Source organism: Gemella sp. GH3, assembly GCF_013415425.1.
Lineage (GTDB): Bacteria > Bacillota > Bacilli > Staphylococcales > Gemellaceae > Gemelliphila.
In genome coordinates this window covers 1-19830 of record NZ_JACBYC010000143.1, presented here as the reverse complement: position 1 = coordinate 19830, position 19830 = coordinate 1, and the positions used below count along the sequence as shown (strand labels likewise).

The 19830-nt window shown below is 27.8% G+C and carries 17 protein-coding genes; 13 read left to right on the top strand and 4 right to left on the bottom strand.

The genetic code is table 11. The annotated features are described in order from the left end of the window. The first annotated feature begins 103 nt into the window (after window positions 1-103). Genes HZY83_RS05880 through HZY83_RS05865 form a run of 4 tightly spaced genes read left to right on the top strand, consistent with a single transcriptional unit; the run spans window position 104 to window position 3698 of the window. Window positions 104-1033, top strand: a complete 930-nt coding sequence (locus HZY83_RS05880) for an ABC transporter permease (protein ID WP_228098465.1) — start codon at window positions 104-106, stop codon at window positions 1031-1033. Beyond that, window positions 1023-1985: an iron chelate uptake ABC transporter family permease subunit gene (locus tag HZY83_RS05875; protein WP_179943128.1), complete on the top strand. Its 963-nt coding sequence runs from the start codon at window positions 1023-1025 to the stop codon at window positions 1983-1985. Before HZY83_RS05880 ends, HZY83_RS05875 begins: the two co-directional genes overlap by 11 nt. Further along, the gene (locus HZY83_RS05870; RefSeq protein WP_179943127.1) at window positions 1972-2730 is read left to right on the top strand and encodes an iron ABC transporter ATP-binding protein; all 759 of its coding nucleotides are present in this window, start codon (window positions 1972-1974) and stop codon (window positions 2728-2730) included. The genes HZY83_RS05875 and HZY83_RS05870 overlap by 14 nt, the downstream gene beginning before the upstream one ends. 20 nt (window positions 2731-2750) lie before the next feature. Further along, on the top strand, window positions 2751-3698 hold the full coding sequence (locus tag HZY83_RS05865) for a siderophore ABC transporter substrate-binding protein (protein ID WP_179943126.1): 948 nt from the start codon (window positions 2751-2753) through the stop codon (window positions 3696-3698). Window positions 3699-3785: 87 nt separating this feature from the next. Here the strand turns inward: HZY83_RS05865 and HZY83_RS05860 are convergent, their stop codons facing one another. Beyond that, window positions 3786-4673 carry a LysR family transcriptional regulator gene (locus tag HZY83_RS05860; RefSeq protein ID WP_179943125.1) on the bottom strand — a complete coding sequence of 296 codons (888 nt, stop codon included), beginning with the start codon at window positions 4671-4673 and terminating at the stop codon, window positions 3786-3788. Between the two features lie 212 nt (window positions 4674-4885). On the opposite strand from HZY83_RS05860, the gene HZY83_RS05855 reads away from it, so the two are divergent. Both HZY83_RS05855 and HZY83_RS05850 read left to right on the top strand, forming a co-directional pair. Further along, a complete protein-coding gene (locus HZY83_RS05855) occupies window positions 4886-6580 on the top strand; it encodes a proline--tRNA ligase (RefSeq protein ID WP_179943124.1) in 1695 nt (564 codons plus the stop codon). A gap of 15 nt (window positions 6581-6595) precedes the next feature. After that, window positions 6596-10930, top strand: coding sequence for a PolC-type DNA polymerase III (locus HZY83_RS05850; protein WP_179943123.1), 4335 nt, complete (start codon window positions 6596-6598; stop codon window positions 10928-10930). Between the two features lie 49 nt (window positions 10931-10979). On the opposite strand, the gene HZY83_RS05845 is transcribed toward HZY83_RS05850, so the two are convergent. Further along, complete coding sequence (locus HZY83_RS05845) at window positions 10980-12584, bottom strand: L-lactate permease (protein ID WP_179943122.1); 1605 nt, start codon at window positions 12582-12584, stop codon at window positions 10980-10982. A gap of 339 nt (window positions 12585-12923) precedes the next feature. Here HZY83_RS05845 and pgeF point away from each other — a divergent pair, with 339 nt between their 5' ends. Both pgeF and HZY83_RS05835 read left to right on the top strand, forming a co-directional pair. Continuing rightward, window positions 12924-13616 carry a peptidoglycan editing factor PgeF gene (gene pgeF / locus HZY83_RS05840; protein ID WP_179943121.1) on the top strand — a complete coding sequence of 231 codons (693 nt, stop codon included), beginning with the start codon at window positions 12924-12926 and terminating at the stop codon, window positions 13614-13616. A 12-nt stretch (window positions 13617-13628) separates the two neighbouring features. After that, on the top strand, window positions 13629-14159 hold the full coding sequence (locus tag HZY83_RS05835; protein ID WP_179943120.1) for a hypothetical protein: 531 nt from the start codon (window positions 13629-13631) through the stop codon (window positions 14157-14159). A 44-nt stretch (window positions 14160-14203) separates the two neighbouring features. Here the strand turns inward: HZY83_RS05835 and HZY83_RS05830 are convergent, their stop codons facing one another. Further along, window positions 14204-14740, bottom strand: coding sequence for a hypothetical protein (locus tag HZY83_RS05830; protein ID WP_179943119.1), 537 nt, complete (start codon window positions 14738-14740; stop codon window positions 14204-14206). A gap of 131 nt (window positions 14741-14871) precedes the next feature. Here HZY83_RS05830 and HZY83_RS05825 point away from each other — a divergent pair, with 131 nt between their 5' ends. From HZY83_RS05825 to rpsR, 5 genes are all read left to right on the top strand, one after another. Next, on the top strand, window positions 14872-16191 hold the full coding sequence (locus tag HZY83_RS05825; RefSeq protein ID WP_179943118.1) for a S1C family serine protease: 1320 nt from the start codon (window positions 14872-14874) through the stop codon (window positions 16189-16191). Window positions 16192-16546: 355 nt separating this feature from the next. Continuing rightward, window positions 16547-17422 (top strand): UTP--glucose-1-phosphate uridylyltransferase GalU, encoded by an 876-nt coding sequence (gene galU / locus HZY83_RS05820; RefSeq protein WP_179943117.1) that lies wholly within the window; start codon window positions 16547-16549, stop codon window positions 17420-17422. Between the two features lie 192 nt (window positions 17423-17614). Further along, entirely contained in the window at window positions 17615-17902 is a 288-nt protein-coding gene (gene rpsF, locus HZY83_RS05815) for a 30S ribosomal protein S6 (protein WP_179943116.1), read from the top strand. Window positions 17903-17917: 15 nt separating this feature from the next. After that, on the top strand, window positions 17918-18457 hold the full coding sequence (locus HZY83_RS05810) for a single-stranded DNA-binding protein (RefSeq protein WP_179943115.1): 540 nt from the start codon (window positions 17918-17920) through the stop codon (window positions 18455-18457). Between the two features lie 26 nt (window positions 18458-18483). Beyond that, window positions 18484-18732, top strand: a complete 249-nt coding sequence (gene rpsR / locus HZY83_RS05805; RefSeq protein ID WP_179943114.1) for a 30S ribosomal protein S18 — start codon at window positions 18484-18486, stop codon at window positions 18730-18732. Between the two features lie 109 nt (window positions 18733-18841). Here rpsR and HZY83_RS05800 read toward each other — a convergent pair. After that, a partial coding sequence (locus tag HZY83_RS05800) for a lactonase family protein (RefSeq protein ID WP_218925356.1) occupies window positions 18842-19830 on the bottom strand: 989 nt, incomplete at its 5' end.

The window sequence follows — 19830 nt, the reverse complement described above, 5'->3', positions numbered from 1 at the left end:
GTATATAACAATCTAATATGATATAATAATGAATTGATAATGGTTATCAATTCATTTAAAGGAGATGATAGTTATATATAAAAATAGATATTTCTGGGTTATTTTGTTCGTTTTATTATCTATCTTTTCGTTAACTGTCGGAGTTGAAGACTTTAGTATTCTTAAAGTTTTTACGGGTGATAAAGAACATATTAGATTATTTTTATTAAGTAGACTACCTAGGCTTATAAGTATTATTATTACTGCAAGTATATTAAGTATAAATGGTTTAGTTATGCAAACTATGGCTAATAATAAGTTTGTGTCTCCATCAACTACAGGGATAATGGACTGGTGTAAATTAGGGGTTTTATTTACTTTGTTTTATTATCAAGATGCTAATATTTTATTGAAAATATTTGTTGCTTTAATATTTGGTTTGTTCGGTAGTTTCTTTTTTATGAAATTAATTAGAATTATAGGAACTAAAGATAATTTAATGCTACCATTAATAGGGATAATGCTAGGAAGTGTAGTAGGCAGTGTTTCTACATTTTTTGCTTACAAGTATGATATTTTACAAAATATATCATCGTGGCTACAGGGTAATTTTGCTTTAATATCCAAAGGAAATTATGAAATACTTTACTTCGGAATACCGTTGCTATTTGTAGTCTATGCTTATGCTAATTTATTTACTATTTCTGGTTTAGGAGAAAAGATAACTACTAATTTAGGTCTCAATCATAACAGAATACTTAGTATAGGTATGATGATAATATCAACAACAACAGCTATTATAGTAGTTACTATAGGAAGTATTCCATTTGTAGGTTTAATTATACCGAATATTATTAGTATGATTAAGGGGGATAATTTAAAGTCTACAATTTTTGATACTGCTCTTCTTGGGTCTTATTTTTTATTAATAGCAGACCTCATAGGTAGATCTATTTATATGCCTTATGAAGTACCTATAAGCGTTGTAGTAGGAGTGTCCGGGAGTATAATATTTTTATTTATTTTATTAAAAGGAAAAAGATATGCAAGATAGGTTAGCAATAAAAAAATTAATGATACTTTCTTTAATTTCTTTATCATTAATTTTTATTTATATATTTGTTGGTTTAAAATCAGAGTATATATTAAATTTACGCATAAAAAAAATAGCAGCTATAATTTTGGTATGCTATGCTACAGGATATTCAGCTGTAGCGTTTCAAAGTATAACTAATAACAACATTTTAACTCCTAGTATTATGGGATTAGAAAGTTTATATATTTTTTTACAAACGTTAGTAGTTTATATTTTTGGATCTAGCAAACTTAGTAAAATGACAGGATTGCCAGAATTTTTTGTATCATTGTTTCTAATGATTATATTTTCTCTTTTAATTTACGTATTTTTATTTGAGAAATTATCGTCTAGTGTAAATATGGTAGTCCTTTGCGGAATAGTATTAGGGGGATTATTTGGCTCTTTATCTAATTTTATGCAAGTACTATTAGATCCTAATGAGTTTTTAATTTTACAAGGTAAGATTTTTGCGAGTTTTAATACTATAAGTTATGGATATTTGCAGATATCGTCAATAATATTATTTATAGTATTAATTATATCACTATACTTTATGGCTAAGTTAGATGTTTTATCTTTAGGCAAGAAAACAGCTATTTCTTTAGGTATTAATTATAGTAGGTTAGTGAAAATTATTTTTGTATTAATATCTATATTGGTAAGTATATCTACTGTTTTGGTAGGACCTATGACATTTTTGGGAATAATTGTAGTTAGTATAACTAGACAATACATTTCGAGTTATAAACACGTTTATAAAACAGCTTTTTCTACGATAATAGGAATAATATTGGTTGTAGGATCTATGTTAATAATGGAGAGAATATTTTCTTACGATACTGCGGTATCAATAATAATAAACTTCATAGGAGGTATTTACTTTATTTATTTAATAATCAAGGAGAATAAACGGAATGTTAGAAGTTAAAAATATAACGAAGGTTTATGGGCAGACTAAAGTTCTTGATAATGTTAGTTGTAATATTGAAAAAAATAAATTCACAGCATTTATAGGTAGTAATGGTGCCGGAAAAAGTACATTAATTAATATAATTGCAAGAACCTTAAAGTCAGATAGTGGTAATGTTATTATTGATGAAAATAGTTTAACTAACTGGCGAACAGAAGATTTGGCTCAGAAAATTTCTATATTAAGTCAATTTAATAGTGTTAATATAAGAATAACTGTTAGAGAGTTAGTTTCTTTTGGTAGATATCCTTATTGCAAAGGAAAATTAAAATCAGAAGATGAGCAAAAAGTTGATGAAGCTTTAAATTATATAGGAATCGAGCATTTACAGAACAAATTTTTAGATGAGTTAAGTGGTGGACAGGTACAGATGGCCTATATAGCGATGGTGATTGCCCAAGATACTGATTATATACTGTTGGATGAACCTTTAAATAATTTGGATATGAATCATTCAGTAAAAATAATGAAAGTTTTACGTAAATTAGTAAGAGAAAAGAATAAAACTGTAGTAGTAGTAATTCACGATATAAATTTTGTTTCTGTTTATGCAGATAATGTAATAGCTTTGAAACAAGGAAAAATAGTAGCTACAGGTGCTAATGAAGAAGTAATAACAAAAGAAGTTTTACAAGATATATATGCTCTTGATATGGACATATATTCTGTAAATAATTGTAGAATATGTATGTATTATAATTAAAAAATATTGGAGGAAAAAAAATGAAAAAATTCAAAAAAATATTAATACCATTTACAGCATTAACTCTAGCAACAACATTAGTTGCATGTTCAACTAATAGCAATTCTACAACACAAAATAGCAATGTTTCTAAAGTAAATGTTACGACTAGTAAAGGTGATGTAGAAGTTATGAAGAATCCGAAAAATGTAGCAGTATTTGATATAGCAGTTTTAGATTTAATGCAACGTTATGATATAAAAGTTGATAATTTGATAACACCAAAGATGTCAGCAAATTATGTTTCTGATTTGATAAAAGATAATCAAAAAGGTGGTAGTTTGAAAGAACCTGATTATGAAGCAATTAGTACTTTTAAGCCTGATGTAATATTTGCAGCTGGTAGACAAGAAAGTGTTTTAGATGAATTGAAAAAACTTGGGACAGTAGCTTATTTTGTTACAGATAACAATTTTTTTGATAGTATGATGAAAACAAATATGGAAATAGCAAAAATATTTGGCGTTGAGGATAAAGTAACTAAAGATAAAGAAAAGTTTGAAGATAAAATTAAAGAAATATCAGATAAAGCAAAAGCTTCTGGTAAGAAAGTCTTAATTGTAATGACTAATGAAGGAAAAATAACAGCTTTTGGGCCTAATAGTAGATTTGGTTATATTCACAGCTTGTTTGGATTTGAAGCAGCAGATGCTAATATTCAAGAAAGTTCTCATGGTAACGAAATTAATTATGAGTATATTTCAAAACTAAATCCAGACATTATATTCTATGTGGATCGTAATAAAGTTGTTCAAAGTAAAACTAATGCTAATGCACAATCTACTTTGGATAATGAGCTTGTTAAAACTACAAATGCAAGTAAAAATGGTCAAATTTATGAACTAGATGCACAATATGTTTATTTAGCTCCAAATGGATTAACTTCTTTTGAACGAACTATGGAACAAATAGCAAAAGCAGTAAATTAATACAAATAGCTGTATATTAACAGATAATTGTTAATATACAGCTATTATTTTAATATGTTTATAAATAATTGTTAACACTTATATTTTCTATATTTTTAATTTATGATCTGAAATATAATTAATAAAATCATATACCACAGGTATATTATTACCATTATTTTTTAAATAAGCCATATAGAAAAATCTATTTTGTTCTATATCTTTTATTTCTATTTTTTTAATATTTAAATCATCTAATATAGGTATATTAGGTATTATTGCTATTCCTAGATGTTGACCTACCAGCCCTATTACAAGTGGTTCATCATCAGCAGTATATAGTACCTTTGGATATTTATCTATACGTTTGAAATTATTCATAATTAAGTTATGTAAACAATTCTTTTTGTTAAATGAAATAAAATCAAAAGATGTTATATCTTTAAGGAGGACATTATCTCTATTTGCGAGTTCGTGATTATCAGGAACTATTAATACCAAGTCTTGAGTAGTAATAGGAATGTACTGTATAGAATCATCTTTATCAGTTTTTGATGTAAATATTACATCGTAATCACCGCTTTTTAATCCTAATAAGAGTTTATCAGTAAAATTATTATGAAAATTGAATCTGATATCTTTATTTTTATTGCTATCTTTAAATTTTTTGCAGAATTCAATTATATTTGTTGTAATTAAAGTTTGTAAAAAACCTATATTAATTACTCCATTACCGCTACTAATTTTTTGTACATAGTTTACTGCTTCATCAATATTATCTAATGCAGATTTTATTATTTTAAAAAATATTTTCCCAGATTTTGTAAGAACTACATTTCTTCCTTTTTTTTCGAATAATTTTACTAAGATTTCATCTTCTAATGAACTTATAGCATTACTTAAGCTAGGTTGTGTTATGTTAAGCTCTTTTGAAGCCTTAGTATAGTGTTCTAGTTCGGCAAGTTTAATAAAATATTTCAAGTGGAATAGATTCATGTTTATACCTCCTTTACCTATAACCCTCAAATAAATTATACCTAAAAATTACAAAAAAATCTATATTTTTTGCAATTTAATTAAATTAATTATGAATTTTATATTTAAAATAATTTAAAAAGTTTTTAAATTATTATATAAATGATTAAATTTAAAAACAATCTATGATATAATTATATACATATTAAAAAATTATTGAGGTGGTATTTTTTATGAGACAAACTAGAACTTTTATTCCAACTACAAGGGAAGTACCAGCCAACGCAGAAGCGACAAGTCATAAATTGTTAATTAAAGCAGGTATGGTTAAGCAGGTGTCAGCTGGTGTTTATACATATTTGCCCTTAGCTAACAATATTATAGAGAAGATAAAAAAAATAATTCGTGAAGAACATGAAGCAATTAATTCTGTAGAATTACTTATGCCTATATTGCAATCTCAAGAATATTGGGAAGAATCAGGTAGATGGTATAAAATGGGTGATGAACTAATGCGCCTTAAAGATAGAAAAGGAGCTGGTTATGCTCTTAGTCCTACAGCAGAAGAAATAATATGTCAAACTGTTAATAATATGATAACTTCATACAAACAATTGCCTATGAGTCTTTATCAAATTCAAACTAAATTTAGAGATGAAGTTAGACCACGTTTGGGATTATTAAGATGTAAAGAGTTTATTATGAAAGATGCGTATACTTTCCACGATAGCCCAGAATCTCTAAGAGAAACTTATAATGATTTTTACAATGCTTATTCGAAAATATATGATCGACTAGAGCTTAAATATCGTGCAGTACAAGCAGATTCTGGTAATATAGGGGGGAGTTATACTCACGAATTTCAAGCATTAGCTGATGTAGGAGAGGACACAATTGTATACACAGAAGAAAGTGATTATGCAGCTAATATAGAAACTGCTAAAGTCGTTGAAGAAAATTATACTATGCCAGTATATGAGAAAAAAGAGAGAAGTTTATTAGAAACTCCAGCACAAGAAACTATTGATGAGATAGCAGCATATTGTGGTGTTGATGTTACACGTGCGATGAAAGGTTTGGCATTAAAAGCAGATGGAGAACTTTACTTAGTTCTTATGCGTGGTAATGATCAATTAAATGAGATAAAATTCAAAAAAGCTACGAATACTTCTGAGGTAGAAATGGCAACTCCTGAAGAAATAGAAAGTATGGGTTCTGTAGTAGGTTATATGGGGCCATTTGATATAAAAAATTGTAAAGTTATTGCTGATAATGCTGTAAAATATATGTATAACCATAGTTGTGGTGCTAATAAAAAAGGATTCCACTATATTAATGTTAATCCAGGTGATTATGAAGTGGACGGTTATTATGATTTACGTATGATTGAGGAAGGTGATCTTGCAGAAGATTTATCTGGTCCAGTTAAATTTGCTAAAGGAATAGAGATAGGTCAAGTGTTTGAACTAGGAAAGGGATATTCAGAATCAATGAATATTACATATCTTGATGCAAACGGGCGAGCTAATCACTTTTATATGGGATGTTATGGTATAGGAGTATCACGATTATTATCAGCTATTATTGAGCAACATAATGATGATAAAGGTATTATTTGGCCAAAAGAGGCTACTCCTTATCAAGTACATTTAATATGTGTAGATGTAAAAAAAGAAGAGCAAGTAAAACTTAGTGAACAAATTTACGAAAAATTAAAAAATAATAAAGTAGAAGTATTGTTTGATGATAGAGCAGAACGAGCTGGTGTTAAATTTAACGATGCTGATCTTATTGGTATACCTGTTCACATAATAGTAGGAAAGAAAGCTGGAGAAAATACAGTCGAATTAAAATATAGAAGAACTGGAGACAAAATAGAATTATCTCCAGATGAAATTCTAGAAAAAGTTCAAGAATTTTATAAATAATATTATGGAGGAACAATGAGTAATAAAAACTTTTCCTTTTTATTAAAAGTCCTAGATTTAGAATATCTTTTGGAAAAAAGAAGTTTTTCAAATATGACTTTAGAAAATATTGTTAAGAACAATACTGATAAAGAATGGATTTTTAATTTTAAAGTAGATGAATTGCCCCTTGTTACTAATTGGATACTATTAATTAATAAGATGCGAGATAGTTTTTTTGAAGACTATCTCGTTAATTATAGTATTACAGTTAATAACGAAGTTAAAGATGAAAAAATATTAGAATATTGGCCATTTGTAATTAATGAAGTATTTTTTACTGGTGAGAATAATGCGATTATAGACGCTATTATTGCAAACGAAATTATAGTTGATAATTCTGAAATAATTGTAAAAGTTTTTACTCCGACAATTTGGAGTAATTTTATCGATAATAAAAAAGATGAAATTTTAAAAATATACAAAAATTTGGGAATAGTTGTAGAGAATATAAGAGCTAATTTTAAAAATGAAGAACTAGCTAACAAGCATGAACAAATAATTAGTGAAGAGATTTCTAGATTAGAAAAAATCAAAGATAATTCTCAAAAGAAAGTACAAGAAAGTAATGGATCCACAAAAAAAATAGATAGATACGGAAAAACTATTAAAGATCAAAATATAGTAGAAATCAAAGATATAGTTGGATATTCAGGAAGTGCTACATTGCTAGGTCAAGTTTTTGATACTGAGAAGATAGATTTTAGAAGTGGTAGCAGTCAATTTAGAATAAAGATTACAGATTATAGTGATTCTATAATAGTAAGGATGTTCATAAATTCTAATAATAGCAAATTTAAAAATAGTAGTAGAAAAAACGGGTTAGTTGATATTTTATCATCTTTGAAAAAAGGTCAGTGGATAAAAATAGAAGGAAATGTATCTTATGATACTTTCCTTAATGATACGGTAATAGAACCAAGAGCTATCGAAAGTATAACTAAAGAAGAAAAACTTGATGATTATGAAGGGAAAAAGCGTATAGAATTAAATGTTCATACTAAAATGTCACCACTAGACGGTGTAAGTAGTGCAAAAGAGTATTTAGATTGTGCTGAAAAATGGGGACATGAAGCAATTGCTTTTACAGACAGTTATGGAGTGCAAGCATATCCTGAAATTTGTTTGAACACAAAGGGAAGAAATATTAAACCTATTTACGGTTTGAATGCTTTTATTTTAGATGATAGTATTACAGCTACAACAAATAAGAAAGAGTTGTATTTAAAAGATGCTACATATGTTGTTTTTGATGTGGAGACAACCGGTCTTTCAGCAGAGCGTGATAAATTAATAGAGATAGCAGCTATTAAAGTGAAAAATGGAAAAGAGATAGATACTTTTGAAAGCTATATAAATCCAGAACGCTCTATATCGCAATTAATTACAAATATAACTAGTATAACTAATGAAGATGTAAAAAATGCACCTTTAGAACAAGAAGTTATGACGAATTTTTATAATTGGTTAGATAATGACGATATTTTAGTTGCTCATAATGCTAAATTTGATTTAGGTTTTATAGGAAAATCTTTTGAAAGATTAGGTATTATGGAAAAATTACATTATGCAAGTATAGACACTTTATTTTTATCGCGTGCTATAAATAAAGAGGCTAAACGACATGGGCTTAATAATTTAGCTAAGATGTATAAAGTTAAGTTGACACAACACCATAGAGCGATATTTGATACAAAAGCTACTGCAGAAGTTTTTGTGAAAATGTTAAATCAACTCTATAGTCTTGGTATAGAAAAGCATAATGAAATAGATGATAAGATAGATTCGAATTTAGCTCATAGGAGAGCTCGCTCATTCCCATGTTCAATACTAGTTAAAAATACAAAAGGTTTAAAAGATTTGTTTAAATTAGTTTCATATAGTTCTACTAAATATTTATCATCAGGAAAACCAACTATTCCACGTTCATTACTTAATAATTATCGTGAAGATCTAATAATAGGAAGTGGTAACAGTGATAATGAATTATTTGAAGAATTACTAAATTCTAGAGAAGATAAATTAAGGAAGTTAATAGACTTTTATGATTATGTTGAAATACAACCTTTGCATCACTACGAGAAATTTATAAAAAATGAACGTATTAAAGATACATCAGAATTACAAAAAGAAATAAAAAGATTAATTGAATTATCAACAGAACAGGGGAAAATAGTAGTTGCAACTGGAGATACTTATTATTTAGACGATTATAAACATGTATATCGACAAATATTGCGTCTTACAGTAAAAAATAATCCTGGGGCAAGAGATATTATGCCTATGGCTAATTTTTTAACTACAAAAGAGATGTTAGATCAATTTAGTTATTTGAATGATAAGAAATTGATAGAAGATATAGTTATAAACAATACTCATAAAATAAACAATATGATAGAGTATGTTGTACCTCTAAAAGATAAATTATATACTCCAAAAATAGAAGGTGCAGAAGAAGATGTTCGTAATATAAGTTACCAAAAAGCACGTTCTATATATGGAGATAATCTACCCGAAATAATAGAAAAACGATTAGAAAAGGAATTGGATTCTATTATAGGTAATGGCTTCTCAGTAGTATACTTAATATCAAGTAAATTAGTTAAAAAATCTTTATCTGATGGCTATTTAGTAGGGTCAAGAGGATCTGTTGGATCTTCGCTGGTAGCTACAATGATGGATATAACAGAAGTAAATCCTTTGGTGCCACACTATGTTTGTCCTAATTGTAAATATAGTGAATTTTTCTTAAAAGGTGAGTTTGCATCAGGATTTGACTTACCTAATAAAAATTGCCCTAAATGTCAAGTTCAAATGAAAAAAGATGGTCAAGATATACCATTTGAAACATTTTTAGGTTTTAAAGGGGACAAAGTTCCAGATATTGATCTTAACTTTTCTGGTGATTACCAGCCAACAGCACATAATTTTACAAAGGAAATATTTGGAGAAGATTATGTTTATCGTGCGGGAACAATTTCTACGGTTGCACAGAAGACCGCTTATTCATTTACAAGAGAATACTTTGAAAAGCATGAAATTGATAAAAGAAATGTTGATTTAGAAAGAATTGCTACGGGTTGTGAGGGAGTCAAAAGAACAACTGGACAGCACCCCGGTGGGATACTAGTAGTCCCTAATGATATGGACATATTTGATTTTACTCCTTATCAATATCCAGCAGATGATGAGACGAGTGCATGGAGAACAACACACTTTGATTTCCACTCTATTCATGATAATATCTTAAAATTTGATATTTTAGGACACGATGATCCTACAATGATAAGAAAACTGCAAGATTTATCTGGAATAGATCCTACGGGAATAGATGTATCTGATCCGGATGTTATGAAATTATTTTCATCTCCAGATGTTTTAGGAGTTACAAAAGAAGAATTAGGTTGTTCTACGGGAACACTAGGTATACCAGAGTTTGGGACTAACTTTGTTATTCAAATGTTGGAAGATACTAAACCTACAACATATTCTGAATTAGTTCAAATATCTGGATTATCGCACGGAACAGACGTATGGTTAGGAAATGCTCAAGATTTAATTAAGAAGAAAATATGTACCTTAAAAGATGTTATAGGTTGTCGTGATGATATAATGGTTTATCTAATATATGCTGGTCTAGAAGAAAGTCTTGCATTTACTATTATGGAGAGTGTTCGTAAAGGTAAAGGTTTAACAGAAGATTTCGAAAAGGCGATGCGAGATAATAATGTACCAGAATGGTATATAGATTCTTGTAAAAAAATAAAATATATGTTCCCTAAAGCCCATGCTGCTGCCTATGTATTAATGGCGCTTCGTATAGCTTGGTTTAAAGTACATAAACCTATAGTTTATTATTGTGCATATTTTTCGGTCAGAGCGAATGACTATGATATAAAAACGGTAATTCAAGGTAAAGACTTTTTAGGAAATAAAATTAAACAATTAAAAGAGTTGGGTCGTGATCAAATAACAGGTAAAGATCAAGCAGCATTAGTAAGTTATGAAATAGCTTTTGAAATGTTAAATAGAGGATATAAATTTTTAAAAGTAGATTTAGAAAAATCACAAGGCTTTGATTATATTATAGAAGGGGATTCTCTTATTCCACCTTTCTCTATAGTTCCAGGGTTAGGTGAGAACGTAGCATTAAAAATAGTGCAAGCACGTGAAGAAAATAAGTTCTTATCAATAGAAGATTTTTCTAAACGTTGTGGAGTGTCTTCTACTGTTTTAGAATATTTAAAAGATTTAGGAACTTTTAAAGGAGTACCAGAAAAAGCTCAACTTTCATTTTTTGATGATTTATAAAAAAATAACGTAGAAATATATTTCTACGTTATTTTTTAAAAAGTTTATTTTAGAAAATAAGTGGGAAAACAAATGTAGCTACAATCGCTGCAATAATTCCGTATGTAATCATCGGTATAGCTGTACGCTTCATAATGTTACCTTCTTCGTTATGAACGTTTGATACAGAACAAGCAGCTATAATATTATTGATACAAGTCATATTCCCCATAGCTCCACCAACTGATTGCATTGCTAGTATTGTACCGACAGATAATCCTGTACTTTGTGCAATAGATTGTTGAACTCCGCCGAATATTAAGTTAGAGATAGTATTAGAACCTGAGAAGAATGCTCCTATAGATCCTAAGTATGATGCAAATATTGTCCAGTAAGAACCTGTTGCATCAGCTAAAGCAAGACCTATAATTTTAACCATAGAATTATCTCCACCGATTAACATAAATTTAACCATAATAACTCCCCCTAATAAAGCAAGGAAAGGTAATTTTATTTGGTTAAAAGTTTCTTTGAGCATAGTACCAACTTTACCATTCATTTTTGGATAAAGTGCTAGTAATATAAATACTGTAAAGAAGAACGGTATTAAAGCGGGAGCATACAATAATTCATAAGCTTCTTTTTCTTTAGTACCTAAAACATCAAGGAGTGAAATTTTAAACGCTTTTGTTACATTTAATTTTGCAAATCCTAAATCAGCTTCAAATAGAATGCTATCTGTTCTAAGTATATTCTTCAATGGTAGTTGTTGAATACGAGTTACTACAAGTGTAAGGATTAAAACTATCGTTGGTAGTAATGCTTTGAATACATCTTTAAATGGTACTTTTTCGATAACAGTTGAGTAATCTTCTACTAAGTTTACAGAATCTTTAGAAAGACCTACTCCTTTACTAGCAAGAAATACTGAGATAAAGAAACCTATTGCACCACCTATAAGTGAAGGGAACTCATAATTAACTGCTGAAAGTAATGTCATCGGAATAGCACAAGAAAATACTGTTAAGTAAATGAATATAATATTTTTTCTAACTTCTTTCCATTCGAAAACAAAAAGTAAAGCCATTACTGGAACAATCATTCCTGCAAATAAATGTATTACAGACGCTTTAAGTCCTATTTCTGTAATTACAGTTTCAGAAAGTCCTAAAGATCCGAACCCAAACCAAGTAGGAGTACCAACAGCTCCGAATGATACTGGCACTGAGTTAAATGCTAGAACTGCGATAACAACTTTTATTGGTTGATATCCAAGTCCTATTAAGATAGGGGCAGCTATAGCAGCTGGAGTACCAAAACCACTTGCACCTTCAATCATAAATGCAAATGCAAAACCGATAATCATAAATTGAGCTATAGGGTTTTTAGTTATTGATTCTAACCACTTATTAATAATATCTTGACATCCAGATAGTTGTTGGAATCTGTTGAATAAAACTGCTCCTGCTATTACTGTTATAGGGGTAAGAACGGCTAAAGAACCTGTAATTAATCCTGAGTTAAGTAGTGCAAAATTTGTTTTAAAATAAGCAATGTGGATAACATATACAAATAGTGCTGTTAGTGGAAGTGCAATGTGAGAAGGAACACTTTTCTTTTTAGTCATCATCCAAACTAAAGTAACTATAGGTATAACACTTAATAATACGTTCATACGTAAATCTCCTTTTTATAATTTGGTAACTTATGAATACAATAAATTCTTGGATTATTGATATTTTTTATAAATAAATACTAGATTTAAAAGTATTCATTGTCTTAATATAATGTTATCGTATTCCAAAGATAATGTCAAGCGTTTTCTTGAAGTGTATATTAGTGTATTTATTGTAGTAGTACATCGAATATAAATGTAATACAGCTGTAAAAATTTTATATTGTATTGTACTATATATAAAGTTTTATAAAAGTGCATACTGTATTACTATGTTTACTTTTTATAAAAAATTAATTATAATAAGAATATATTTATTTAATAAAGTTGGTGATGGAAATGAAAGAAGAAAAGAATGTTTATTTATTTCAAGATGATAATATAAAAGTTGTATTTACTAAAAGAAATATAGATGCTAAAAATATATCCTTTTTAAAAGAAAATTTAACAAAGTATAATTTTACTGTAGAAAATTTAAGTTACAGTACTCAAATTCATGGTGTAGATGTAAAAGTTGTTGATTTTGTTGATGATAATCTAGAAGAAGCAGATGGCTTAGTAACTAATAAAGATAATATACCGTTATTAATTTTCACAGCTGACTGTGTACCGTTAGTATTTTATGATTCTAAAAAAAGAGTTATAGCATTAGCACATGCAGGCTGGCGAGGAACTTATAAAAATATATCTAAAAATATTTTGGCAATTATGATAGATAAATATAACTGTAATATTTCTAATATTAATGTTATTATAGGACCACATATAAAAAAGAAAAACTATGAAGTTTCAAAAGATTTAATTGATAAATTTTCTGTACTAAATATTCCGAATTATTATGAAGTTTGTAAAAATAAATTTTATCTAGATTTAGAATGTATAAATATTACTATGCTTGAACGATTAGGTATAAAACGTAATAATATAATTAACACTAATTTTTGTACAGTAGAAGACAATGATAAATTTTATTCTTATAGACAAGATAATGGAACTACTAGTAGAATAGGAACAGTAATAGAACTGATATAAGGAGAAAGAGATATGCGAGATAAAAAATTAGTAGAGCAGATAGCTGCTTTTAAAACATTACCAGTAGGTGATAATAATTGGAGATTGTCATTTTATCACATAGCAAAAGAATTTTGGAATTTAGAAGAACACTACGTAGTAATAGATAAGCAGAGTTATGAAAGAGAAGGTTATAACTTACCATTAATAATAGATTACAAAGGTACTTATGCTGTTCAATTTTTTACAAATTATGAGAAAGCTAGTTTATTTGTGGAAAAAGAGAAGGATAACTTTATAGTTAATGGAAAAAAATTAATTTATAAAATGAAAAAAGGAGCGTTTCAACAGGTTTTTGCACCTTTTTTAGCACAGCAACAATTAAATTATATAATTAATTCTGCTGGAGAACATTTTTTGGATACATTTGAAAGATTAATAGCTATAATGGAAGCAGATACTGATTTTATTGTAGATAAAGATCAAGAAAAATTGTTGAAAGATAGTGATTATTCAGGTTTTTATGCAGATGTTTGTAATAAATATTTGATTTTTTTAGGATAAGTAATAATGTTATAAGTAAAAAAAGTATACATAATGTATACTTTTTATTTTTTTTGTTTTATTTGTTTATAACCGAAAAATGACAATAACAAAATTATTATTAATGCTGTAGTAAAATATGGATATGTAACGAATAATGTATCATTTTTTAAAATATTAACACAAAAACTTTGCAATACTATTGGTAAAAATACTAATATACCAGTAGGTAAAAAAGGTTTGTTTTTCGAAAAAATAATAAATGATATAAATGAAATTATAGTTAATATAAAGAAAAATTTCCTATCTATATCTATTATGTAGCTATCATAGCTAGGTAGAGGATTATGATAGAAAAGAATAATAGCTAGTAATATTAAAACTGTTGAAATTCTATTTCTTTCTTGCTGATTACTTTTTATAATATCTTTTATAAAAAATAAGTACCAAGCGAATAACCATAGTATGAATAAAATAAACATATATAACATATTTAGATAGTTTATTTTTCTATCTATGTGAAGATTACTATTTAATGTATAGAAGAAAATAAAAGTTATTAATAGTATATAGGTTAATGTAGAATATTTTCTAAGATTCATATTTTCCTCCTTTTGTAATATATACAATTATAGCACTTTCATTAGTTAAAAACAATAAAGTAAATTTAAGTTATTTTTTAAGTTTTTGTGTTAATATTATAATAAATAATTCATAGTAAAGGGGATTTTTTATGACAAATTTTAAAGATAACATTGAAAATGATGATTTTCTTAATGATGAATCTGAAGAAATAACAGATATTGATAATTTAGATGAAGAATCTGTAGAAGAAGTAGAAGAAACTGAAAATTTAGTAGATATTAAAGAAAATAATTATGATAATAGAAATAAATCAAATTATGCTAAGTTATTTTTAACTGTATTTGGCTCTTTTGTATTAGGAGCCTTTAGTGTCTTTGGAACACAATATTTTGTTAACGGGAACAAGAGAGTTGAAACTTCAAGGGTAGCTAGCTCTGAAAAAGAAAATAGTAATCAAGAAACTACCATAAATGCAGTTTCTAAAGCCAAGGATGCAGTAGTATCAATAGTTAATTATCAACAGACTGTTTCAAATGATATAGGAAGTATTTTGGGAAGTGGAGGTAGTAACGAACTAAAACCAGCAGCGAATGGTAGTGGAGTAATTTATAAGAAAGATGGCAACACTGCATATATAGTTACTAATGAGCATGTAATAAAAGGTGCAAAAAAAATTAATGTAATATTAAGTGATGGGAAAACTTTAGAAGCTGAATTAGTAGGCAGTGATGTTTGGACAGACTTAGCAATTTTGAAAATAAATTCTAAAGATGTGAAAGTTGTTATGGATTTTTCTGATAGTAATAATGTAGCTGTAGGAGAGACGGCTATGGCAATAGGATCTCCGTTAGATATTTCTTTATCTAATACAGTAACAAAAGGTATAGTATCGGCAGTAGATCGTCAAATTCCTATTGATATTGATAAGGATGGTACACCTGACTGGTATCAAACTGTAATTCAGACAGATGCAGCTATAAATCCTGGTAACAGTGGAGGAGCTTTAATAAATAATAAAGGAGAATTAATTGGTATCAACGAATTAAAAATATCAAACGCTGGTGAATCAGTATCTGCTGAAGGTATAGGTTTTGTTATTCCTGCTAATGAAGTGAAAATAATAACAGAACAGTTAGAAAAAACAGGTAAAGTAATGCGACCTGCTTTAGGTATTCATTTGAACTCAGTGTCATCGCTAAATAAAGATTTGGTAGAAGGAACATTAAATTATAATACTGATAAAAAAGGTATTATTATAAAAGGTGTTGAATCAGGGAGTTCTGCTGAAAAAGCTGGATTAAAACAATATGATATAATAACAAAATTAAATGGATCAGAAGTAAAGAGCGTTGCAGAACTTAGAAAATATATTTTTGAAAATACAAAAATAGGAGATACAGTTAAAGTTACTTATTATAGAAATGGTAAAGAGTATGAAACGAGTGTAACATTAAAAGCACTTAGTTAAAATTTCTACCTTTTTATAAATTATAAAATAAATAAATTAACTAAATAAAAATTACGAGCAAGAAATTATTTTTGCTCGTGATTTTTATTTGAAAAAATAATTTAATAAGTTGATTTCAAATATTAAAATAATGTTTTGTTAATGTTTGAAAAATTTATTAATAATATTAAAAATTTAGGCTTAATTATAAATTATTCCTTGTATAACTGTTATTAGTATTGTAATATTAAGTTTTCTAGGGTTATTAGATAATTGAACTTTTTGTTTGATTTTTGGTGAAAAGGTACAAAACTATTTTAAAATTTTAAAAAAGATGATATAATGAGAAAAAACGACAATAAATAAAGGTGGAAAGATGAAAAAAGTAAAAAAAGCAATAATACCAGCAGCAGGGTATGGTACAAGATTTTTGCCAGCAACTAAAGCTATGCCTAAAGAAATGTTACCAATAATAGATACGCCAACTATTCAGTATATAGTAGAGGAGGCTGTAGCTGCCGGTATTGAAGATATAATAATAGTAACAGGGAAACCTAAAAGAGCTATAGAAGATCATTTTGATAAAAATGTTGAACTAGAAGCTGATTTAGAAAAAAAAGATAAATTAGAAATGTTAGAAAGAGTTCGTCACGCTACTAATTTGGCAAATATTTATTATGTACGCCAAAAAGAAATGGCAGGGTTAGGAGATGCTATCCTAACAGCTAAAAGTTTTATTGGAGACGAACCGTTCGCCGTATTATTAGGTGACGACATAGTAATAAATGAAGATACTCCAGCGATAAAACAACTTATGGATGAATACGATAAAACTCAAAGTTCAGTAATAGGTGTTCAAAAGGTTGCTAGTGAAGATACTCATCGTTATGGGATAATAGATCCTAAAACAAGAGATGGAAGACTTTATGAAGTAAATAGTTTTGTAGAGAAACCAAAGCAAGGCACAGCTCCATCTAACTTAGCAATTTTAGGACGCTATTTACTTACTCCAGGTATTTTTAAACATCTAGAGAAAAAGCAAATAGGAGCAGGAGGAGAAGTTCAACTAACGGACGCTATACAAATGCTTAATGAAGAGGAGCAGGTATATGCCTATGACTTTAGAGGTACTAGGTATGATGTTGGAGAAAAAATTGGTTTTGTAAAGACTACTATAGATTTTGCTCTAAAAAGCGACTTCAAAGATGAATTGATAGAATATTTAAAAGAAAAATTAAAAGAATTAGAATAAAAATATTATAGCGATAATATAAGAAATCTTTTTATTATCGCTATTTTTTCTTACAATAATAATTACATAAAAATGAACTATATGTATTGCAATTATTTTAAATAATTGATATAATAACAAACGAGTAATTTTATTACTCCTTACTCTTTATTATGGTAGAGAGTCGCAAAGACCAAAAGGAGGTAACAAAAGATGAGAAAATATGAAGTAATGTTTGCTGTTCAACCACGTATTGAAGAAGAAGCTAAAAAAGCTTTAGTAGACAGATTCGTAGGTATTCTTTCAGAAGGTGCAGAAATCACAGAAGTAAAAGAGTTAGGTAAGAAACAACTAGCTTATGAAATCGAAGATTTCTCAGATGCTTACTACTTTGTAGTAGAATTAACTTCAGAAACAGATGCGTCTACAAAAGAATTTGATCGTTTAGCAAAAATCAACTTAGATATTATTCGTCACATAGTTGTAAGATTAGAAAAATAATAGGAGGGTATTATCTTGATAAATAATGTAGTATTAGTAGGACGTTTAACTAAAGATCCAGAGTTAAGATATTCTAGTTCAAATATTCCAATGGTATACTTTACTATTGCAGTAAATAGAAACTTTACAGACCAGAGTGGACAAAGAAACGCTGATTTTATTGGCTGTGTAGTTTTTAGAAAACAGGCAGAAAATATGGCAAGATTTCTTGCTAAAGGTAGCCTAATAGGTGTTCAAGGTAGAATACAGACTAGAAATTATCAAGGTAAAGATGGTAATACTGTATATGTTACAGAAGTAGTAGCTGATAATATTCAGTATTTAGAATCTAAATCTAATACGAATAGACAACAAGATAATGGTTTTGAGGTGATGAACTTCGGTCAACCTCAATATCAACAAAATAATTTTTCTAACTCTAACACGAATAATAATGCAGTAATGCATGATTTTATGAACGATAGTTCATCTTTCTCGGATTTCGGAGAAGATTTCCCGAGTAATTTAGATGATGATTTTTTACAGGATATAGTTAATCCGTTTAAAGAAGATTAATAATATTACAGGAGGATAATAAGCATATGGCACAATTCAACAATCGTCGTAACAATATGCGTCGTCGTAAAAAAGTATGTTACTTTACAAAAAATAACATTGAAACAATAGATTATAAAGACGTAGAATTACTTAAAAAATTCGTTTCAGAGCGTGGAAAAATTTTACCACGTCGTGTAACTGGAACATCAGCTAAGTATCAAAGAATGTTGACTACAGCTATAAAAAGAGCACGTCACATGGCTCTTTTACCATACGTAGTTGATGAAAAATAATTTTTAAAAAAACCTAAAATAATAATTTTAGGTTTTTTATTTTATATTTATTATAAAGTAATTTAAGATGCGTATATATCAATAATTTTTGTATATATTTTAATTTAATTTATTTTATTATACAAACAACTTCAGGAGCAAACGTTTCATTATTAATAGCTTTGAGCGTACCATCTTCTTTATTTCGTTCAAATATCGTTAAGTTATCTGTTTCTTGGTGACCAACAATTATAAACTTTTCGTCATTACTAAAGTTGAAATCTCTAGGGACTTCTCCTAATGTGTCGTAAGAAGCTATTTTTACAAGGTCACCATTATCTAGTATTTTTAGTGCTGTTATTATATTTTTTCCTCTATTTGTTGTGTACAAATATTTTGAGTCGCTTGTAATTCTTATTGCTGAAGCCCATTTATGTTCATTATTTTCAACTAAATTTATCTTATTAAGTAAAGAAAATTTTCCTTTTTGATTATCATAATTTAATATTTCTACAGATGCATTAAGTTCGCAAATTAAATAAGCTATATTTTTTGTTTTATGGAAAGCTATATGTCTTGGCCCTGATTTTGAAGTTGCTTTATATTCATTTATTTTTTTTAATTTATCATTTTCTAATACATAGGTTATTAATTTATCTGTACCTAAGTCACAAGTTACAATAAATTTATTATCTGGTGTATATTTACAGTAGTGCATATGTGATTCTTGTTCGTGGCTAAGGACATCTAATTTAACAAGTTTATCGTTTTTAAACCTATAAGCTATTATAGTCCCAGTATGATAATTAGCTGTTAAAATTATATTGTTATTATGATTGTAACTTATATAACAAGGTGTAGAAGACTCAAAATTTTCATTTATAGTATTGTATTTATCGAATACAGTAATTCCACCTAAATTATTATTTGAAGAAACTGAAAAAATATTATCATTATTTTTTGTTATATATGTGGGATTATTTATTTTTTTTTCTAATTTTAAATCAAATAAAGTCTTATCATTTTTGTTTAATTTTATAGAATATATGCCTTCGCTTTTTCTTTTTGTATATGTACCTAAATAAAATTTCTCTATCATAGTATAACCTGTCTCTATAC